Origin of the sequence: Acinetobacter sp. YH01011 (assembly GCF_013420785.1) — a bacterium.
In the GTDB taxonomy this organism is placed as follows: Bacteria; Pseudomonadota; Gammaproteobacteria; order Pseudomonadales; family Moraxellaceae; genus Acinetobacter; species Acinetobacter towneri.
The window spans coordinates 76,015-95,026 of sequence record NZ_VOYG01000003.1 but is presented as its reverse complement, the minus strand read 5'-3'; the positions used below and the strand labels follow the sequence as shown (position 1 = coordinate 95,026).

At 42.1% G+C, this 19,012-nt stretch carries 20 protein-coding genes and 1 pseudogene; 11 read left to right on the top strand and 10 right to left on the bottom strand.

The genetic code is table 11. From position 1 onward, the window contains the following. Nucleotides 1–27 precede the first annotated feature (27 nt). Both bfmS and bfmR read right to left on the bottom strand, forming a co-directional pair. Nucleotides 28–1,695 (bottom strand): sensor histidine kinase BfmS, encoded by a 1,668-nt coding sequence (gene bfmS, locus FTT78_RS03065; RefSeq protein WP_257234719.1) that lies wholly within the window; start codon nucleotides 1,693–1,695, stop codon nucleotides 28–30. 63 nt (nucleotides 1,696–1,758) lie between these two features. Then, entirely contained in the window at nucleotides 1,759–2,475 is a 717-nt protein-coding gene (gene bfmR, locus FTT78_RS03060; RefSeq protein ID WP_180043578.1) for a response regulator transcription factor BfmR, read from the bottom strand. Nucleotides 2,476–3,066: 591 nt separating this feature from the next. On the opposite strand from bfmR, the gene FTT78_RS03055 reads away from it, so the two are divergent. The 5 genes from FTT78_RS03055 (at nucleotide 3,067) to FTT78_RS13425 (ending at nucleotide 8,646) form a co-directional block, all read left to right on the top strand. Continuing rightward, nucleotides 3,067–5,889, top strand: a complete 2,823-nt coding sequence (locus tag FTT78_RS03055; protein WP_180043577.1) for a ribonucleoside-diphosphate reductase subunit alpha — start codon at nucleotides 3,067–3,069, stop codon at nucleotides 5,887–5,889. 196 nt (nucleotides 5,890–6,085) lie between these two features. Then, nucleotides 6,086–6,220, top strand: coding sequence for a hypothetical protein (locus FTT78_RS13430; RefSeq protein WP_004972322.1), 135 nt, complete (start codon nucleotides 6,086–6,088; stop codon nucleotides 6,218–6,220). Between the two features lie 139 nt (nucleotides 6,221–6,359). Then, complete coding sequence (locus FTT78_RS03050; protein ID WP_178319240.1) at nucleotides 6,360–7,643, top strand: ribonucleotide-diphosphate reductase subunit beta; 1,284 nt, start codon at nucleotides 6,360–6,362, stop codon at nucleotides 7,641–7,643. A 283-nt stretch (nucleotides 7,644–7,926) separates the two neighbouring features. Continuing rightward, a complete protein-coding gene (locus tag FTT78_RS03045) occupies nucleotides 7,927–8,418 on the top strand; it encodes a pyridoxamine 5'-phosphate oxidase family protein (RefSeq protein WP_104853115.1) in 492 nt (163 codons plus the stop codon). Nucleotides 8,419–8,520: 102 nt separating this feature from the next. After that, entirely contained in the window at nucleotides 8,521–8,646 is a 126-nt protein-coding gene (locus FTT78_RS13425) for a hypothetical protein (RefSeq protein WP_257218278.1), read from the top strand. Between the two features lie 330 nt (nucleotides 8,647–8,976). Here the strand turns inward: FTT78_RS13425 and lysM are convergent, their stop codons facing one another. From lysM to FTT78_RS03010, 6 genes are all read right to left on the bottom strand, one after another. Next, a complete protein-coding gene (lysM, locus tag FTT78_RS03035; protein ID WP_004972325.1) occupies nucleotides 8,977–9,450 on the bottom strand; it encodes a peptidoglycan-binding protein LysM in 474 nt (157 codons plus the stop codon). A 251-nt stretch (nucleotides 9,451–9,701) separates the two neighbouring features. Continuing rightward, entirely contained in the window at nucleotides 9,702–9,938 is a 237-nt protein-coding gene (gene acpP, locus FTT78_RS03030) for an acyl carrier protein (RefSeq protein ID WP_001279871.1), read from the bottom strand. Between the two features lie 83 nt (nucleotides 9,939–10,021). Further along, on the bottom strand, nucleotides 10,022–10,756 hold the full coding sequence (fabG, locus tag FTT78_RS03025; RefSeq protein WP_004972328.1) for a 3-oxoacyl-ACP reductase FabG: 735 nt from the start codon (nucleotides 10,754–10,756) through the stop codon (nucleotides 10,022–10,024). Continuing rightward, nucleotides 10,753–11,739 (bottom strand): ACP S-malonyltransferase, encoded by a 987-nt coding sequence (gene fabD / locus FTT78_RS03020; protein WP_179988534.1) that lies wholly within the window; start codon nucleotides 11,737–11,739, stop codon nucleotides 10,753–10,755. Before fabD ends, fabG begins: the two co-directional genes overlap by 4 nt. 204 nt (nucleotides 11,740–11,943) lie before the next feature. Further along, entirely contained in the window at nucleotides 11,944–12,126 is a 183-nt protein-coding gene (gene rpmF, locus FTT78_RS03015; protein WP_004972331.1) for a 50S ribosomal protein L32, read from the bottom strand. Nucleotides 12,127–12,202: 76 nt separating this feature from the next. Further along, nucleotides 12,203–12,760: a DUF177 domain-containing protein gene (locus FTT78_RS03010; RefSeq protein ID WP_131260705.1), complete on the bottom strand. Its 558-nt coding sequence runs from the start codon at nucleotides 12,758–12,760 to the stop codon at nucleotides 12,203–12,205. Nucleotides 12,761–12,858: 98 nt separating this feature from the next. On the opposite strand from FTT78_RS03010, the gene FTT78_RS03005 reads away from it, so the two are divergent. The 6 genes and pseudogenes from FTT78_RS03005 to rluB form a co-directional block, all read left to right on the top strand. After that, complete coding sequence (locus tag FTT78_RS03005; RefSeq protein ID WP_096902070.1) at nucleotides 12,859–13,521, top strand: elongation factor P hydroxylase; 663 nt, start codon at nucleotides 12,859–12,861, stop codon at nucleotides 13,519–13,521. Between the two features lie 91 nt (nucleotides 13,522–13,612). Then, nucleotides 13,613–14,230 (top strand): L-threonylcarbamoyladenylate synthase, encoded by a 618-nt coding sequence (locus FTT78_RS03000; protein ID WP_004972336.1) that lies wholly within the window; start codon nucleotides 13,613–13,615, stop codon nucleotides 14,228–14,230. A gap of 68 nt (nucleotides 14,231–14,298) precedes the next feature. Next, nucleotides 14,299–14,580 carry a hypothetical protein gene (locus FTT78_RS02995; RefSeq protein ID WP_180043575.1) on the top strand — a complete coding sequence of 94 codons (282 nt, stop codon included), beginning with the start codon at nucleotides 14,299–14,301 and terminating at the stop codon, nucleotides 14,578–14,580. A 219-nt stretch (nucleotides 14,581–14,799) separates the two neighbouring features. Then, nucleotides 14,800–15,594: a ScpA family protein gene (locus FTT78_RS02990; protein WP_180043573.1), complete on the top strand. Its 795-nt coding sequence runs from the start codon at nucleotides 14,800–14,802 to the stop codon at nucleotides 15,592–15,594. Beyond that, complete coding sequence (scpB, locus tag FTT78_RS02985; RefSeq protein ID WP_004972340.1) at nucleotides 15,591–16,184, top strand: SMC-Scp complex subunit ScpB; 594 nt, start codon at nucleotides 15,591–15,593, stop codon at nucleotides 16,182–16,184. The genes FTT78_RS02990 and scpB overlap by 4 nt, the downstream gene beginning before the upstream one ends. Nucleotides 16,185–16,225: 41 nt before the next feature. Further along, nucleotides 16,226–17,146: pseudogene (gene rluB, locus FTT78_RS02980) on the top strand (23S rRNA pseudouridine(2605) synthase RluB); the annotation flags it as partial. A gap of 404 nt (nucleotides 17,147–17,550) precedes the next feature. Here the strand turns inward: rluB and bioD are convergent. Together bioD and bioC are read right to left on the bottom strand one after the other, a co-directional pair. Continuing rightward, a complete protein-coding gene (gene bioD, locus FTT78_RS02975; protein WP_096902081.1) occupies nucleotides 17,551–18,201 on the bottom strand; it encodes a dethiobiotin synthase in 651 nt (216 codons plus the stop codon). Beyond that, nucleotides 18,198–19,007, bottom strand: a complete 810-nt coding sequence (gene bioC, locus FTT78_RS02970) for a malonyl-ACP O-methyltransferase BioC (protein ID WP_167845822.1) — start codon at nucleotides 19,005–19,007, stop codon at nucleotides 18,198–18,200. Before bioC ends, bioD begins: the two co-directional genes overlap by 4 nt. Nucleotides 19,008–19,012 lie beyond the last annotated feature (5 nt).

Here is a 19,012-nt window from a genome sequence, read left to right as displayed (position 1 = left end):
TCTAAAATTAGTTTTGGTGCACTCAATTCAAGTCAATGAATCGGTGGTTTTTTCTTTCTCTGCTGCGGCTTTTTTTCTTGCCTTACTAAACCGTTTGGCAGGCCAAACCATCATAAAACGTGCACCACCCAAGTTCGGACTCTGATCGACTTCAATTTTGCCACCAAACCAATAAGCAATGCGGCTTACAATAGACAAACCTAAACCATAACCACCTGAAGCACGGGTGCGGCTGTCATCTAAACGAGCAAAGGCTTCAAATACACGTTCTCGGTCTTGTTCGGGAATCCCCGGCCCATCATCTTCCACACAAACATAGGCCATGCCTTGCTCGTTAATGCCGCCACTGATCAAAACTTTATGGTCACAGTAACGGACTGCATTGCCCACCAAGTTCTGTACCACACGGTGCAAGTAACGGCGTTCAGCTTCCACTTCCAAAGTCACAGGTGGGGCAAGCAATTGAATATCTTTTTGGGTTTTCAATGCTTCTGTTTCCGTAGCCACCTGCTCTAGCACTTCAACCAAAACGATCTTTTCAATTTCTAAAGATGGCATGCCCTGTTCAAGTTTGGCATAGGTCATGATCTCATCAATCAAGGTGTTTAAAGCCTCAATATCTTTATCAATCATTTCGACTTGCTGTAAGCGATATTCGTAATCATCTTCTTCTGCCAGCATTTCCATACCAAAACGAATACGTGCCACAGGCGTGCGCAGTTCATGCGATACCGCACGCATCAGCTCACGCTGCGCTTCAATCAAACGCTGAATATGGTCTGACATGCTGTTATAGCTAGATGCCAAACTTGCCATTTCATCGGCACCATCTACGGGTAAACGCATGTTTAAATCACCCGATTTGGTACGGTTTAAGGCATAGTTCACTTCACGAATTTTACGCTGCATAGGCAAGATCAGACCATATACACCCAAACTCAACATAAACATACTCAGTAAGGTAATCCCTGCTGCCAACTGGAATGGCATCCAGTTAAACAACGGTACAGGCCCTAAAACCAGCACTTCTGAGGGTGAGTTCGGCATTGGCGAAACAATTGAAATGGTGGTTCCACGCACTGTGGCATTGTCACGATATAGAATAATGCTATGGTCGAGTCTTAAACGCCCAATCTGTTCAGAATCGAGCGGTAATTCCTGAATATTTTTAATATTGATCGGGTAAGAGAAATGCTGCTGAATCTTGTCCAGATATTCTTTTTCTTGACCTGGGTAATACACCAAATAATCTAAAACAAAAATAGGCAATGCTTTCATTTGCCGTTCTGTAATTTTATCTGCCTTGATGTATAAATAATGATTAGGATCATCTTTCATGCCTAAAATAATATAGGCAATCATATTTTCGGCATCATAGCGCACAGCGGCTTTACGTTCTTTTATTCGTCTCAGCTCTGCGCGCGACAAATCAACTTTGTCTGCCTGCACATAGTAAATGGGCAATTCCAGCAAATCGGAAGCATCAGAAATCCAGTCTTTCTTTTGCTGTTCATTTTGCTGCCGTGCAATGCCTTCACTGATGATATATGCCATACCATCAGTCAAAGATTCACGATATTCTTGCGCACGCTGATAGTTGATAATTTGCACCAATAAGTAGCCCAGAATAGCGACTATGGCGACCAAAATTACCAACCCTGCATAAATACGCAAGAATATACTGTGTTTAAGCACTAAACCCGTCCTATGTGACTTATTTTTATATCTGAGTCAGGGTTTGACTCAGTGAAACGTAAATTACATGCCATTGGTTTCTTTGACAAATAAATAACCTTTACTGCGTACAGTTTTAATACGTTTAGGATTTTCAGGATCATCGCCAATTTTTGGACGAATACGTGAAATACGCACATCAATTGAACGGTCTTGACCATCATATTCAATGCCACGCAGACGCTCGAAAATATCTTCACGAGACAAAATACGTCCTGCATTCGATGCCAACAACCATAACAGGTCATATTCTGCGCTGGTGAAATCAACCAAATCACCATTCAGTGTGACTGAACGACCACCGTTATCAATCACTAAGTCATCAAACTCAATACGCTGAACCACTTCATCTTCAGTAACTTTATCGGTACGACGTAATAAAGCACGAATACGCGCCAATAACACACGCGGTTGAACAGGTTTTGCGACATAGTCATCTGCACCCATTTCCAGACCAAGCACCTGATCCATGTCTTCGGTACGAGCCGTAAGCATTAAAATCGGTTGATGATAATGTGGACGAACTTCACGACAAATGGTTAAACCATCTGCGCCAGGTAACATCACATCTAGCACCACAAGGTCGGGTTGCTCTGCAATAATACGACGAATGGCACGGTTGCCATCTGGCTCTACCCCAACTTCCAAACCATTGCGAATTAAGTATTCCTGCGTAAGACGTGCAAGGCGTTCATCATCTTCAACAATTAAAATTTTTGGTAACTTTTCTTCTTGACTCATAACCTGTCCCTTTATTGGATTCGACCTATCACTTTTAAAATCTGACAGATAGGTCTTTGTATAATTTGCAATATACACACGTTTACATTGTAAACAAGATGCCGTTCACCAAACTGATACATCTGCGTATTATTTTGTTATATTTTTATTAAGCATTGAATTTATAGTATTTTTCTATTTTTAGTGATTTTTGGACACTTTTAAGAAATATTAAGTTACAAAATGGGTATTTTTTGCACTAGATCAAGCCCTTGCTTGATTTGGAAAAATTATCTCTTAACTTTTCAAGTTATCCACAAGGTTATCTATAAGCAGTTTTTCCGAGCTTTGCTATGCTATGCCCTTGTCTGATAAGGCTTATAGCCAATAGGACAAAATTCGGTATTTTTGAGATAAATTTTAATTCAGAAAAAGTCAAAATTTAAAAGAAAAAGTCAATATTGATCTACCCTCAATTTTCCCGTATCTTGTGTTCAATTCAATTTTAAACCACTAAGTCTTGTGTTTATTCCTCAAACACTGTGGCCTAAATTTTGCCCAGTTTAAATGGTCCATAAACATAACAATAGATGACAATGGAGCTATGCTGACATGAGCGTAATCACCTCAACCCCTGGTCAATTACAAGTGATTAAACGCACTGGTGATGTTGCCGCTTTTGATGCTGAAAAAATTGCAGTTGCAATTGGCAAAGCGTTTTTGGCTGTAGAAGGTCAACAAAGCGCCGATTCAAGCCGCATTCATGATCGGATCGAACAACTGACTGAAATGGTGTTGAACACATTCAACCGCCGTTTACCGTCTGGCGGAACTATTCACATTGAAGAAATTCAAGACCAAGTTGAACTTGCGCTCATGCGTACAGGCGAGCAAAAAGTTGCTCGTGCTTATGTCATCTACCGTGAACAACGCTCAGAAGCGCGTAAGCAAGCAGGTGAAAACCATCACCCGACGTTACAAGTCACTGATGCAAACGGTCAGCTTAAACCACTAGATTTAGGTGCGTTAAAAGCAACCGTGAATAAAGCGGCAGAAGGTTTAGAAGGCATTGATGTAGATGCCATCATTGATGAAACCGTGAAAAACCTCTACAACGGTGTAAAAGAGTCTGACATCTCAACCACCATGATGATGGCGACTCGTACCCGTATTGAGCAAGAGCCGAACTATACCTATGTGACTGCGCGTTTATTGCGTAATGACTTGGTAGCAACAGGCTTAGAATTTTTAGGTTTGGCAACAGATACACCTGAAGGCGAAGCATTAGAAACTTTCCTGAAAAAAGGTGTAGAACTTGATTTGCTTTCTGCAGACTTACTTGAGTTTGACCTTGCCAAACTTGCTGCAGCGATTCAGCCTGAACGCTCAAACCAGTTTACCTATTTAGGTCTGCAAACTTTATTTGACCGTTATTTCATTCACTCAGATGGCGTACGCTTTGAACTTCCACAATTGTTCTTTATGCGTGTGTCAATGGGTCTGGCGCTCAATGAAGATGACCGTGAAGCACGTGCAATCGAGTTCTATAACTTATTGTCTAGCTTCGACTACATGGCATCTACGCCTACCCTGTTTAACTCAGGTACGCTACGCCCACAGTTATCAAGCTGTTACTTAACTACAATTTCCGATGACCTTTACAACATTTATGGCGCGATGCGTGACAATGCGATGCTGTCTAAATGGGCAGGTGGTTTAGGCAATGACTGGACACCAGTACGTGCTTTGAACTCCTACATCAAAGGAACAAACGGTAAATCTCAAGGTGTTGTTCCGTTCCTAAAAGTAGCGAACGATACTGCTGTTGCGGTCAACCAAGGTGGTAAGCGTAAAGGTGCGGTATGTGCGTACTTAGAAACTTGGCACTTAGACATCGAAGAATTCCTAGAGCTGCGTAAAAACACAGGGGATGACCGTCGTCGTACCCATGATATGAACACAGCCAACTGGGTGCCTGACTTGTTCATGCAACGTGTCTTTGAAGATGCAGAATGGACATTGTTTACGCCATCTGAAACACCAGACCTACACGACTTGACGGGCGAAGCTTTTGCTGAGCGTTATGCGTACTACGAAAGCATTGCTAAAGAAACTAACATGCTGCATAAAAAACTTCGTGCGAAGGACTTATGGCGCAAAATGTTGTCAATGTTGTTTGAAACAGGTCACCCGTGGATCACATTCAAAGACGTATGTAACTTACGTTCACCGCAACAACACGTTGGTGTAGTGCACTCATCTAACTTGTGTACTGAAATTACCCTCAATACTAACCAAGATGAAATCGCGGTATGTAACTTGGGTTCTATCAACCTTGTACAACACGTTCAAGGTGGTGTGTTAGACCGTGAAAAATTAGCACGTACTATTAAAACTGCAGTGCGTATGCTCGACAACGTCATCGACATTAACTACTACGCTGTACCACAAGCACGTAATTCAAACTTGAAACATCGTCCTGTAGGTATGGGAATCATGGGCTTCCAAGATGCGCTTTATGAGATGAACTTGGCTTATGGTTCAGATGCTGCAGTTGAATTTGCCGATGAATCTATGGAAGTAATCAGCTACTACGCGATTCAAACGTCTAGCGACTTGGCGGTTGAGCGTGGTACTTACGAAACATTTAAAGGTTCATTGTGGGATAAAGGCATCTTGCCAATTGACTCTTTAGACATTGTGGCGAAATCACGTCCAGAACGTATGTTTGAAGTAGACCGTACACAGCGTTTGGATTGGGACAGCTTACGTGCCAAAGTTCAAAAAGATGGTATGCGTAACTCAAACGTGATGGCGATTGCTCCGACTGCAACCATTTCAAATATTTGTGGCGTTTCTCAGTCTATTGAGCCGACATTCCAAAACTTGTATGTGAAATCGAACTTGTCTGGTGAATTTACAGTAATCAACCCTTACCTCGTTCGTGCATTGAAAGCGCGTGATTTGTGGGATTCTGTAATGGTCAATGACCTGAAACACTTTGAAGGTTCAGTACAAAAAATTTCACGTATTCCTGAAGAATTGAAAGCAATTTTCGCGACAGCGTTTGAGGTTGAGCCACGATGGATTGTTGATGCAGCATCACGTCGTCAAAAATGGATTGATCAGGCGCAATCGTTGAACTTGTATATTGCAGGTGCAAACGGTAAGAAACTTGACCTGACTTACAAAATGGCATGGTTACGTGGTCTGAAAACCACCTACTACCTACGTGCATTAGGTGCGACTTCTGCAGAGAAATCGACTATTAACACGGGCGCATTGAACGCAGTAAAACCTGCAACTGTTACGGCAGCGCCTGTAGCAACTCCTGCACCAGAAGCGGCTGCAGCTGTTGATGAAGATTTTGCTCAAGCTGCACCAGTGCCAATGGCATGTTCAATTGACAACCCTGATTGTGAGGCTTGTCAATAAATGACTATTCCATATTTTCTTGTACTACTTATTGTAATTTTATTATTGATAGTATTATTCATGGCAGTATTTACCGCCTTAATAGTTGCTATCAAAGGCGATGAGAAATAGTAAACATATTTTATCCATGCATGATTAATCATGCATGGATTTAGTACAAGAAAATGGATTGTTAAATTAATAAGGAAACCACTACATGCCACACATGACCCACAACTATATGTTAGGACTCGCGGTCTTGCTGGTTTCCTTTGTAGTGTTGTTTTACGCACCAATTGCTTACTTTTGGGTACAAGCGGCAAAACAACAGCGAAAGCAAAATAAGTCGTGAGCACATTGGTCGGAATGTACATTTTTCAGACCAAGATGAGCAAAACTTAATTTTGCTTTCACAAATTAAGCGTATATTAAGACATCTCAGCGTGGCTGGATGTCCATAAAAGATATAAAGCAACGAAGAGAGAATTGATATGTCTATCCTAAGTTGGGACGATTTCGAAGATGATTCGCAAAAACCGGCTGCTCCTGAACACAAGTCTGCGCCCGTCGAGCCGCAAAAAGCGCATGATACGCAGATGGTATCTCATGCAGAGCAACCACAGACGACTGTGGCAGCTGCACAACCCGCTGCAGCCCCTAGAAGTAGAACAACAGATTCAACCGATCCGTTGGCAAGAGCATCTAACGCTCTAGATCAATTGGACGTTGCTCCTGGTCTTGAAGAACTGGAAATGGGTGCATCGCGCGTACAGGTTGATGATAAAGCCATGATCAACTGTCGTGCAGACTTAAACCAGCTTGTACCGTTCAAATACGAATGGGCATGGCAAAAATATCTAGATGGTTGTGCAAACCACTGGATGCCGCAAGAAGTCAACATGAACCACGACATCGCGTTGTGGAAGTCTGAAAATGGCTTAACTGAAGATGAGCGCACCATTGTTATGCGTTCACTTGGTTTCTTCTCTACTGCAGACTCATTGGTTGCTAACAACTTGGTATTGGCAATTTATCGCCACATTACCAACCCAGAATGCCGCCAGTACATTTTGCGTCAAGCCTTTGAAGAAGCGATTCACACTCACGCTTACCAGTACTGCATCGAATCGTTAGGTATGGATGAAGGTGAAGTCTTCAATATGTACCGCGAAGTACCATCGGTTGCGCGTAAAGCAGCATGGGGCTTGAAGTACACGCAATCTTTAAGTGATCCTACTTTCAAAACAGGTACACCTGAAAACGACCAAATTTTGCTACGCAACTTGATCGCCTTCTATTGTGTACTTGAAGGTATTTTCTTCTACTGCGGTTTCAGCCAAATCTTGTCGATGGGTCGTCGTAACAAAATGAATGGTGTTGCAGAGCAATTCCAGTACATTTTACGTGATGAATCTATGCACTTGAACTTTGGTATCGACATGATTAACCAAATCAAGATTGAGAACCCGCACTTATGGACTGCAGAATTCCAGCAAGAAGTGATTCAAATGATTCTTGAAGGCACGATGCTTGAAATTGAATATGCGCGTGACACTATGCCACGTGGTGTATTGGGCATGAACGCAGGTATGATGGAAGAATATTTGAAATTCATCTGTAACCGCCGTTTAAGTCAGCTCGGTTTACCTGAACAGTTTGTTGGCGTAAACAACCCGTTCCAATGGATGTCTGAAATGATGGACTTGCGTAAAGAGAAGAACTTCTTTGAAACGCGTGTGACTGATTATCAGACGGGCGGTGCGTTGAGCTGGTAATAATTACCGCGGTAAACGACACATCCAATGACATTTGCAACACATCCGTGTCACTCGAAAGCAAAACTTGAATGACAGATGATGCTAAATAAAAAAATAGAGCCTAATGGCTCTATTTTTTATTTACTTTAAAAAATCAAAAAGGATAATATCCAACAGCTTTTGGAGTTAAAGCTGTATTATGTTAAATTTAAAAACTCTATAAAATATAAAATTAGTTCTATTGATCAATGAACTAAAATTAGATGTAAGTTAAAAATAAATAGAATAAGGGGTTATAAAAATGAATCTTGACTTAAGTAAATGGAGTCTAGTTAAAAATGTTTTTTCTAAAGCACAAAAAGCAAATATGCATGTAAATATTGCGAGTGTTTCTATAGAGGGCATACCTAACATCACCCCAATAGGAACAGTTTTCTTAAATGATGATGGAACAGGCTTTCTATTCGATTCATTCTCTAAACAACTCGCAGAAAATCTCCAAACAAATAACAATATTTGCATCAGTGCTGTAAATTCAAGCAAGCTATTTTGGTTGTCTTCATTTATTCAAGGTCAATTTAGTTCTTATCCTGGTGTAAGGCTCTATGGGGAACTTGGGGACTTGAGACCTGCAACACAAGAAGAAAAATTAAAAGTTAATCGACGTATCCAATCGCTAAAATGGACTAAGGGCAGTAAATTAATTTGGTCTGATTTTACAAATGTCAGAGAGTTTAAAATTAAGAGCTACAGATGGATTAGCTACCCTAATATGATGGATCATTTAACATAATAGTGGTCACAATATAGCCACATATTGGCATAAAAACAGCAACTTAAAAAGCCACTCAACACCCTAAAACCCAATTTTAATCTATAAAAAGCACCACTCAATATGACCACCCTCACCCAAAATTTACTGGCCTTATTACAGTTAGAACAAAAAAGTGAACATTACTTTATTGGACAAAGCCAAACGCACTTTGGCACGCGTGTATATGGCGGGCAATTACTGGCGTAAAGTATTATGGCTGCAGCAAACTTGACAGCTAAGTCTCTGTATAGCCTGCATGCTTATTTCTCTATACTGGCGATACCACCGCACCTATTCTGTATCACACAGAACTTTTACGTGACAGCCCAAGTTTTAGCACCATACAAGTCACCGCCTTACAGTTTGGACGTCAAATTTATAAAGCCATGTTGTCATATATGCAGCCTGAAGACGGATTGGAGTACCAAACCACTGCGCCTGAATATCCCGCAGCAGAACAACTACAGACAGAACAATGCTATAAACAAAATAAAGAAAGGCGCATCGCGCGCCTTTTTTTATTCAAACCACTTAAATTTAAGCAGGAATACGCAACACCTGTCCTGGGAAAATGTCATCGGCATTTTTTAGTAATGGACGGTTAGCTTCAAAGATTTTGTTGTATTGGTTGGCATCCCCATAAAACTCTTTGGAAATTTTAGATAAGGTATCGCCTGATTTTACTGTATAGAACTTGCTTTCTGGTTCTGGGGTTGCAACTGTGAGTTGATCATCTACTTGTGCAACATGGTCAATATTACCCACTGCAAGAATAATTTTTTCACGGTCTGCCTGACTGTTGACCTGTCCACGCACTGTCGCTAAGTCAGTAGTTGCGTTATAACTCACCGATAAACCTGTCACAGGTAAGCCTAAACTTTTCACATGCCCCAAAAGTTTATTGGCAATTTCTTGTGCTGATGGTTCTGCAGGTGTGCTTGGTGCAGCTTGTGGCTCTGCAGGTGCTGTATTTTTCTTACCAATCCCTTTTACAAAATCAAAAAGACCCATGAGGTACTCCTATTTTTTTCTGCTGTTTATAAAGCGTCGCTCACTTACATAAGCACGTTTCTGTTCTCATTCATTTATAACTAAAAAAATAAGCGACTTCGGTTGTGATTAGACACTAGCCTGGTAACAAAATGTAAGCTACATCATACATTTCACAAAATGCGCCTTTTTCATATTCGATTGTAAAAACGACAGCGCATAAAAAAGCCACCTTGCGGTGGCTTTCATTTCAGCAGAGCTGAAATCAACAATTAACCAAGTTTTTTAGTTACGTAGTCGATTGCTGATTGAACTGTTGTGATTTCGTTAGAATCTTCGTCTGGGATTGTGATGTCAAAATCGTTTTCGAAAGACATTACAAGCTCTACTAAGTCTAAAGAGTCAGCACCTAAGTCATCCATAAAAGATGCTTCGTTTTTGATTTCTTCAGCTTTAAGACCAAGTTGTTCTGCAACCGCTTGTTTAACGCGTTGTTCGATATCGCTCACAGGAATTCTCCTCATTGCTTGTGGCGTTTTTAATGCCGTTAGTTTAATTGAATCTATAAAATTTTGAAAGTTTATACTTGAGCTTAGCTCATGTATAAACCACCATTTACGTGTAACACTGTACCAGTGATGTAACCAGCTTTGTCAGAAGCCAAGAAACTCACTGCATTTGCGATATCTTGTGGATCACCTAAACGGTTTAATGCCACTTGCTCACTCATTTTTTTGCGAATTTCTTCACTTAGCTGATCTGTCATTTCAGTTGCAATAAAGCCCGGAGCAACCGAGTTTACTGTAATTTGACGACTGCCCATTTCTTTGGCAAGGCTACGGCTGAATGCTTCAATACCGGCTTTTGCCGCAGAATAGTTCGCTTGTCCTGGGTTCGCAAAATGTGCTACCACAGAACTAATATTAATAATGCGTCCAAAACGTGCTTTGGTCATGCCCTTCAAGACACGTTTAGATAAACGGTAAACTGCCTTTAAGTGAATGTTGAGAATGTCATCCCAATCATCTTCTGACATACGCAGTAACAAATTATCTTTGGTAATGCCCGCATTGTTAACTAAAACCAAAACTGAACCATAGCTTTGTTCAATTTCAGAAACCAATGCATCAATGGCTGCACCATCACGGACATCCAATACTTTACCTGCACCGTTTTCTGCAAAACTTGCCGATAATTTTTCTGCGCCCGCTTCAGAAGTGGCAGTACCTACCACAAAAAAACCGTCTTGAATGAGTTGCTGAGCGATGGCTGCACCAATCCCTCGGCTTGCACCTGTGACTAATGCAACTTTACGTTCTTGTGTCATGCAATTTTCCCTTCTGCCACTAAAATGGCATTTAGTGCATCTTCCATACGACTTTGTGTGTCGAGTGGGAATGCTTTTTCGATATTCGGTAAACGCTTCGCAAGATTCGCCAATACGTTGCCTGGGCCACATTCCACGATATATTCAATACCCTGATCTTGTAGGTATTGCATGGTTTGTGTCCACTGCACCGATTGGTACAATTGCGCAGTGAGTGCCTGACCTAATTGCGCAACATCTGCCGCGATTCCAGCGTTGACATTTTGTATTACAGGAATACGCGGTAGCTCAATGGCAGTTTGTTCCAAAGCTTGTGCAAACTGTTCGGCAGCAGGTTTCATCAATGAACAGTGTGAAGGTACAGATACAGGCAGGGCAATGGCTTTACCGCCATTTTCTTTGGCCAATGCCATTACTGCTTCGACTAAAGTTTTATCGCCTGCAATAACCACTTGCCCTTGTGCATTGTAGTTGGCTGCTTCTACCGAGCCACGACCTTGCACATTCACTTGTTCACATAGCTCAAGCACTTTGGCATCTTCAAGGCCTAAAATGGCAGCCATTGCGCCCTGACCTTGTGGCACAGCGTTTTGCATTAATTTGCCGCGCAAGTTTACCAGTTTAACGGCATCGCCCAAGCTCAAGCTGCCTGCAGCTACTAATGCGCTGTATTCGCCCAATGAGTGTCCTGCCAAATATTTTGGTGCAACACCACCCAACTCTAACCACACATGCCATAAAGCGATACTTGCAGTGAGTAATACAGGCTGAGTAAATTCTGTTTGGTCTAAACCTTCACCACTTTGTGCAATGTGCCATAAGTCAAAGCCAATCGCTTCAGAGGCTTCTGCAAATGTTTCGCGCACACCGCTAAACTGTTCTGCAAGCTCAGCCAACATACCGGCTTTTTGTGAGCCTTGACCAGGAAAGACAAATGCAGTTTTAGTGGCTTGAGCTGCTTGCTCGAGTCGTTTAGCAGACATAAAAAATCCTTTAATTAAGATGCGCAAATTGTAGTTTTTTGCAGCTACAACCCACACCTTCTCATGTAAGCTCAGTTATGGAGCGGAAATTTAACACTTAATTTTGTTTTTAGTAATTGCCAAATACAACAAAAATCGGGCACAAAAAAAGGGAGCTTACGCTCCCATTTTTTCTACTAAGCTTGACGCTTAATACATCACCAATTATTCAGCATCTGCTTTAGCGAATAATTGACGACCACGGTAGAAACCATCTTTAGTTACGTGGTGACGACGATGAGTTTCACCAGTAGCTTGGTCTACAGTTAATGCATTCTCGGTTAAAGCGTCATGTGAACGGCGCATGTCACGGCGAGAGCGACTTTTACGGTTTTGCTGAACGGCCATGATGGCTCCTTACAAAGATCGAAAAAATGGATCAGAACAAATTGAGTTGTCTTAACTAAAAATTATAACATAATTTTCAGTTAAGTTTACCTTTCAAACTTGCCAAAACATCAAACGGATTATCACGTTTTTCTTCGGCAATGTTCTGAATGGCAGGTTGATGCTTATGCTCGCAAGCGTCATGCTTAGGAGATAAAGGCAACAACAATAACAATTCATCTTCTATAAGTGACAGTAAATTAGCCGTCGCAGGCGAATCATAATCGCCTTTGGTGGTGGCTTCACTTTCACCTAATACAATGAAATCAGCATCCTCATCCAAGCGCTCTATCAGTGACTCATCATCCACAAGAGCTAGATGAAAATCTGAAACGAGGTCTATTTCTACAGAACCCAAGCAGCGTTGGCATTCCATTGGAACTCTCGTTTCAATATGACCATCTAGCCATACAATGCGATGATACGCATCCATTGATAGCTTACAGTCTATGTTAACCAATTGATCATCAATTGATCCAACAGCTTCACGGGCGATACGAGCAAAGCGAGACAATGGCAGGTTACCTGACCATGTAAAGCCCTGTTCAGCCCATTTAAACGGCTCAATCTGTGCCGGAAAGGTATTTGCTGACATAATTAAGGCGGCAATTCTACAAATTCATCAGTACTCTGTCAAAGATTAAGATACAATTTTGTACTTATTTAGACAGACCAATTTTGGGTAACACAGTCATGCATCTGTTGCAGCCGCAAACAGAAGTGAATTTTTCATCACTTGTGAGCACACTTCCAACCACCAATTCTGACACTTCGCACCCCCAAGTGCAACTCTCGGACTGGGCAAAACTCAATACAGAAACGGAACAGGTGGACTGGCTCATCTTACACTTTAATCACTGGTTTTCCCACCTAAATGTGAACTTGGTCAAAGGTGATTTTGAACCTGAGTACTTTCCTGCCACGGCAACACAGCCTGCACGTATTCAATTTGCACATGGTTTCTTTAATAGCGCTTTACATGAAATTAGCCATTGGAGCATCGCAGGCGAACAACGACGTTTACTGCCAGACTTAGGCTATTGGTATGCTCCCGATGGTCGTACTCAGGAACAACAAGCCTTATTTGAACAGGTTGAAATTAAACCTCAAGCCATTGAATGGCTGTTTGCTCAAGCGTTTGGACGAAAATTCCGTGTATCTTTAGATAACCTGACCGGTGAAGGTGGAGATGGCCGCACATTTAAAGACAATGTCTTTGCCCAAGTGCAGCGTTATTTTAACGGAGAAGCCAAATTACCACGCGATGCAAAACGCTTTATTGAATGTATTTGTTACTGCACCCGAGGTGGCAAAACATTACAAATTGCAGAGTTTGAACGAAAAAATTTGGATTAAATGTAATAAAGCACAAGGCAATGATTGCAAGTGACATCAATCCCCTTTCATAATGAGCCTAACGTCACATTTACGCTACTGAGGAATTCATATGTTGCATTTAAGAGTACATCCTGAAAATCCACAGCCGCGTCTAATCAGCCAAGCGGTTGAACGCATACGCGCAGGCGATGTGGTGGTCTATCCAACCGATGCTGCTTATGCGATTGGTTGCCAAATTGGTAATAAAAACGCGATGGAGCGCATTTCACAAATTCGTGGTTTAGGCGCAAAACACCAATACGCCATTATTTGTGCCGATTTATCGGATATTGCCACCTACGCCAAAGTGGACAATGCCATGTATCGTCTGCTGAAAAACAATACGCCTGCGGTCACCACATTTATTTTACCTGCGACCAGTGAAGTTCCGCGTCGCTTGATGCATCCCAATAAAAAAACCATTGGTTTGCGTATTCCAAGCAACCCCATTTGTCGCATGCTGCTTAAAGAATTAGGCGAACCTTTACTGACCAGCACCCTGATTTTACCGGGGCAAGAAGACCCTTTAGATGATCCATACGAGATTGATCTACAACTCAACAAACGTATTGATGTACTGATTGATGGTGGCTTAGGCACACTTAGCACCACCAGTATTATTGATTTATCGGGCGACAACCCGCAAATTGTGCGTCGTGGTGTGGGAGATGTGAGTGCTTTTGAATAAGCATTCACTACCTGCAAAGTGATTGACAGCACTACGGTTTAAAAGCCTTACTTGCACGAATTAAACCCATGACTTTATTTCAGGTATTGTTAAATTTGCAGCAGTTTTCGGATGAGATGCACATTTATGTGCAACATCCGTGGACGCTAGATTCCGATGCAATCGTGTGTTCCCAAACTGCATTCACAGCAACAATACCTGAACCTCCCGATTCTTATACTTACTTTTTAGATGCAGCACTATGTAAAGCACTTTTAGCGCAATCGCAAACTCGTAATCTGTGTTTACAAGACAGCTGCATGGCAATGATTGAATACGCATTACAGAATAAAACAGAAATAAATACTTAAAGATTGAATGAGTTAATTTTTACAACTTGCCTTAAATCTCCCTCAATCCCGATTTATTTTAGGCTTTTTTTGATATTTGGTCGTAGAACAGATTTATTTCAATCACGATATCCTTTAGACTAGCCGCTATTAATTCTGAGCTATTTCTCCATCTCCTTCTTATCTGAAGCGGAAATAGCATTTGCATGCTTTTGAAAATTCGCGTGGCCCAACACTGTAATGAATCAATCCCTCCACAATGCGATGGAACCTGCCCAACACATTCGTGTGTTAGATGAGTGGCAAGAGTCGATTCCTGAGGATTTGTATATTCCTCCTGCAGCATTTGAAATTCTGTTAGAGCATTTCGAAGGACCACTCGACTTTTTAATTTACCTGATTCAAAAAAATGGCTTCGATTTACTTCAGTTAGATATTGCCCCGATTGCATCGCAATATCTGTCGTATATGGATGCCATGAAATCGCTAAATGTTGAACTGACTGCCGATTATATGGTGATGGCGGCATTACTGGCCGATTTAAAATCCCGCCTATTGTTGCCTAAACCTGCCAGTATCAGCAGCATTGAAAAAGACCCAAAACAAGAGCTGATTGACCGTTTAGAAACCTATTTAAGAGTCAAACAAGCAGCTGAACGCTTGGGGCAAATGCCTGTTTTAGAACGCGATACTTTTGCTACCAATGTTAGCTTAGGGCATACCGCAGTCAATAATGTCGGCTATGCAGCCGATCAATTACGTGATGCCTTGTTCTGCATTTTTAATCGTCCTGAACCTGTCACCCATCAAATTTTGCAAGAACCTGTTTTACTTGAAGAACGGATTGCATTTATTGAAGCCAAACTCGCATCGGGTGAAGTACTGAGTTTTGATGCGTTGCTAAAACCAAGTCAGGGACGCATGGGCATGGTTGTGACCTTTATGGCGATTTTAGAACTGACTCGCCAGCAAAAAGTGTGCATTATCAGCAGTGGGATTGAAGCACCATTGAGCATTCAAGGGGCGCAGGCATGAATCCAGAACCCATAATTTCGAGCTTGTCTGAAGGCGAACAACAGCATGAAGTGCTGATGCAACTCGAAGCAATTATTTTTGCCAGTGACAGTGCTGTGTCTTTAGCGCGTCTGAAAGAAGCTTTTCAAGATAAATATAGCAAAGCGCAATTACGCCAGTTTTTACAACAATTGGCCATGTTACAACATGGTCGCTCGATTGAACTGATCGAAACCGCACAAGGTTTCCGTTTTCAGGTGCGGGCAAAGTATCGTACAATTATTACACAGGTGTGGCCTGAACGTCCGACCCGACTTTCGCCCTCACTGCTAGAAATACTGGCGGTGATTGCCTACCACCAACCTGTGACCCGAGCAGATATTGAACAAATTCGCGGAGTATCAAACAATAGTCAAATTTTACGCACATTGTTTGATTGGAACTGGATTAAAGAATCAGGTTTCCGAGAACTCCCAGGAAGACCTGCGTTGTTGGTTACAACGCCTCAATTTTTAAATGCGTTTGGCTTGAATTCCTTAAGTCAATTGCCTCCCCTACAGGATGCCAAGGAAGCTTTCATGGCACTCGATGCATCTGCGTCTGTGTCTTGAATAGGTAAACTGTTGATGATCATTTCTAAGGTTATGCTGTCATGAGTGAAAAGTTGCAAAAGGTACTCGCACGAGTAGGCTTGGGTTCTCGCCGTTATATGGAAGAAGTCATTGCCGCTGGTCGTGTGAGTGTCAACGGCCAAGTTGCCCAAGTGGGTGAACGTATCGAACCAGGTGATGAGCTTCGCATCGATGGTCGTAAAGTTCAGTTCCAAATTGAAGATGAAATTCGTCGTCGCGTTCTGATTTACTACAAACCAGAAGGCGAAATTTGCTCACGCAACGACCCAGAGCAGCGCCCAACTGTATTTGATAACCTGCCTGCAATTGCCAATGATCGTTGGGTAATGGTTGGTCGTCTGGACATTAACTCGACAGGTTTATTGCTATTCACCAACGATGGTGAATTAGCCAACCGTTTAATGCACCCATCGAACGAAATTGAACGTGAATATGCAGTTCGTGTGATGGGTGAAGTGACACCACAACTGAAAAACAACATGCTGCGCGGCGTAGTGCTAGATGATGGCCCTGCCAAGTTTGAATCTTTCTCTGAAATTGGCGGTGATGGTATTAACCGCTGGTATCAAGTGGTGGTAAAAGAAGGTCGTAACCGTGAAGTTCGTCGTATTTTTGAATCACAAGGTCTGAAAGTCAGCCGTCTATTGCGTACCCGTTACGGCACGGTAATTTTACCGCGTGAATTACGTACAGGTCGCTGGATGGAATTGGATAAAAATGACATCGATAACCTTGCCAAAGCAGTTGAATTAAAACCACGTCAAGGCACAGGTTTGTACGGCATGGCAAAACGTCGCAATGAGCGTATGCAAGAAAAACCATTGGCAGCACGTCGTGGTGGTTTCTTGCGTCAGCAACGTCGTGACACCGAAGAAGCTGCACAAAACACAGGTTTTGCACCGCGTGAACGTCGTCAGGACGGTAACAGTTACGGCAACCGCGAACCACGCCAAGACGGTAACAGTTACGGCAACCGCGAACCACGCCAAGACGGTAACAGTTACGGCAACCGTGAGCGTCGTCAAGATGGTAACAGCTATGGCAACCGCGAACGTCGCCAAGACGGCAATAGCTATGGCAACCGTGAGCGTCGCCAAGACGGTAACAGCTATGGCAACCGCGAACCACGTCAGGATGGTAACAGCTACAGCAACCGTGAACCACGTCAGGATGGCAACAGCTACGGCAACCGTGAACGTCGTGACGAAAATGCACCACGCAAACCGTTTGGCAATAAAAGCTTTAAAAAATTCTAAAAGCTGAAATACGCCAAATTGATAAAAAGCCACACGTTCATGTGTGGCTTTTTTATTGGGCAAATTGGTTGGACAAAAAATAATAAAAATTAAATATTTGGCAATACAGGAATTTCAATCCACTGTGCTTTTGGAAAGCTTTTTGACAAATAATTTTTTAAATATTTGGCAGTATCCTGCGAAATTAAAGGGTCTTGTGATTCATCGTTCAAATTATATGCCAATGCATGTAAATTCAAACCACGTGTTTTTAAAGCTTCCAAACTGAGCAAAGTGTGGTTAATACTGCCCAAACGCCCAGAACTCACCAAAATAACAGGATATTGTTTTTGCTCAATATAGTCGATGGTGAGTAGGTCTGTGGTCAGCGGCACCATGAGTCCACCCGCACCTTCTAATAATACTGCATCATACTTTGCTGCCAGTTGCGCAGTCGCAGCCTCAATTTTAGCAAAGTCAATCTCACGACCATCAATTTGTGTAGCCAAATGCGGTGAAGCAGGATAGCTAAAAATTTCAGGCATGGTGAGTTTGTCATCATCTTCAGGCAACCATTCACTGCCCATAATTTTACGATGCTGCTCAATATCTTCTGAAACGTCTTGATTGCCCGTTTGAATCAGTTTTTGGGTAATGGTCTGAATACCCTGTTCATTCATGGTCTTGGCTAAATAACCCGTGGCATAGGTTTTGCCAATCCCTGTATCAATACCACTCACAAAATAGACTTGAGCTGTCATGGCATTCTCCGTGCAAGACAATAAATAGGATGATACGTGAGCGTATAACTTTTTTGCTGTGAGCTATGCTGCTGACTAAACTGTTCATAGCCCCGATAAAATTCGGTTAAAGTCGTTTTGTTCCAACGCTGCCCTTGTGCTGTACCCGTGACACCTGTGGCTTTTAAATGCTGCAAAATCTGTTTAGGATGTTCAAAACTTAATGATTCAAGCTGCTCTGAACAGTGTAATACTTCAAAGCCCTGCTGTTTAAGCTGTTGTTGTAACGCATCCATACTCAAATAATGTAAGCCTTGACCTGTTAATTGCTTAATTTCAGTCAAGTTTTGAGGGCCAAATGTCGAAAAGCACAAATACCCTTGCGGCTGTAACGCTTGATTCGCCTTGCGCAATAATGCTCCAAAATCTTCCACCCATTGCAAAGCCGAACTCGAACAAATTAAATCCAAAGACTGCGGAAAATCGAGCTGTTCTATATCGCCAATTAAGCCATGAATTTGCGTACTAGTTGTTTGAGGATGATGCAGATACGCATGCAACACTTCGGCATATAAATCATTTAAAGTCAGCTGTTGAATTTGAAATTCACGCAGTAGCAAGTCGGTTAAATTCCCTGAACCACAGCCGATTTCCAAGACGTTTTCAAAGCAAGGCTGAGGTTGATCTGACAACTTTTGCTGTACAATATATTGCTGCATTTTTGCCATTAACTGCTGACAAATTTGCTGCTGTACCACGGCATGCGTTTTATAACTCTGATGAGCGCGGGCAAAACGCTGTGCCACTTGTGCCTTATCTATACGCATACGCA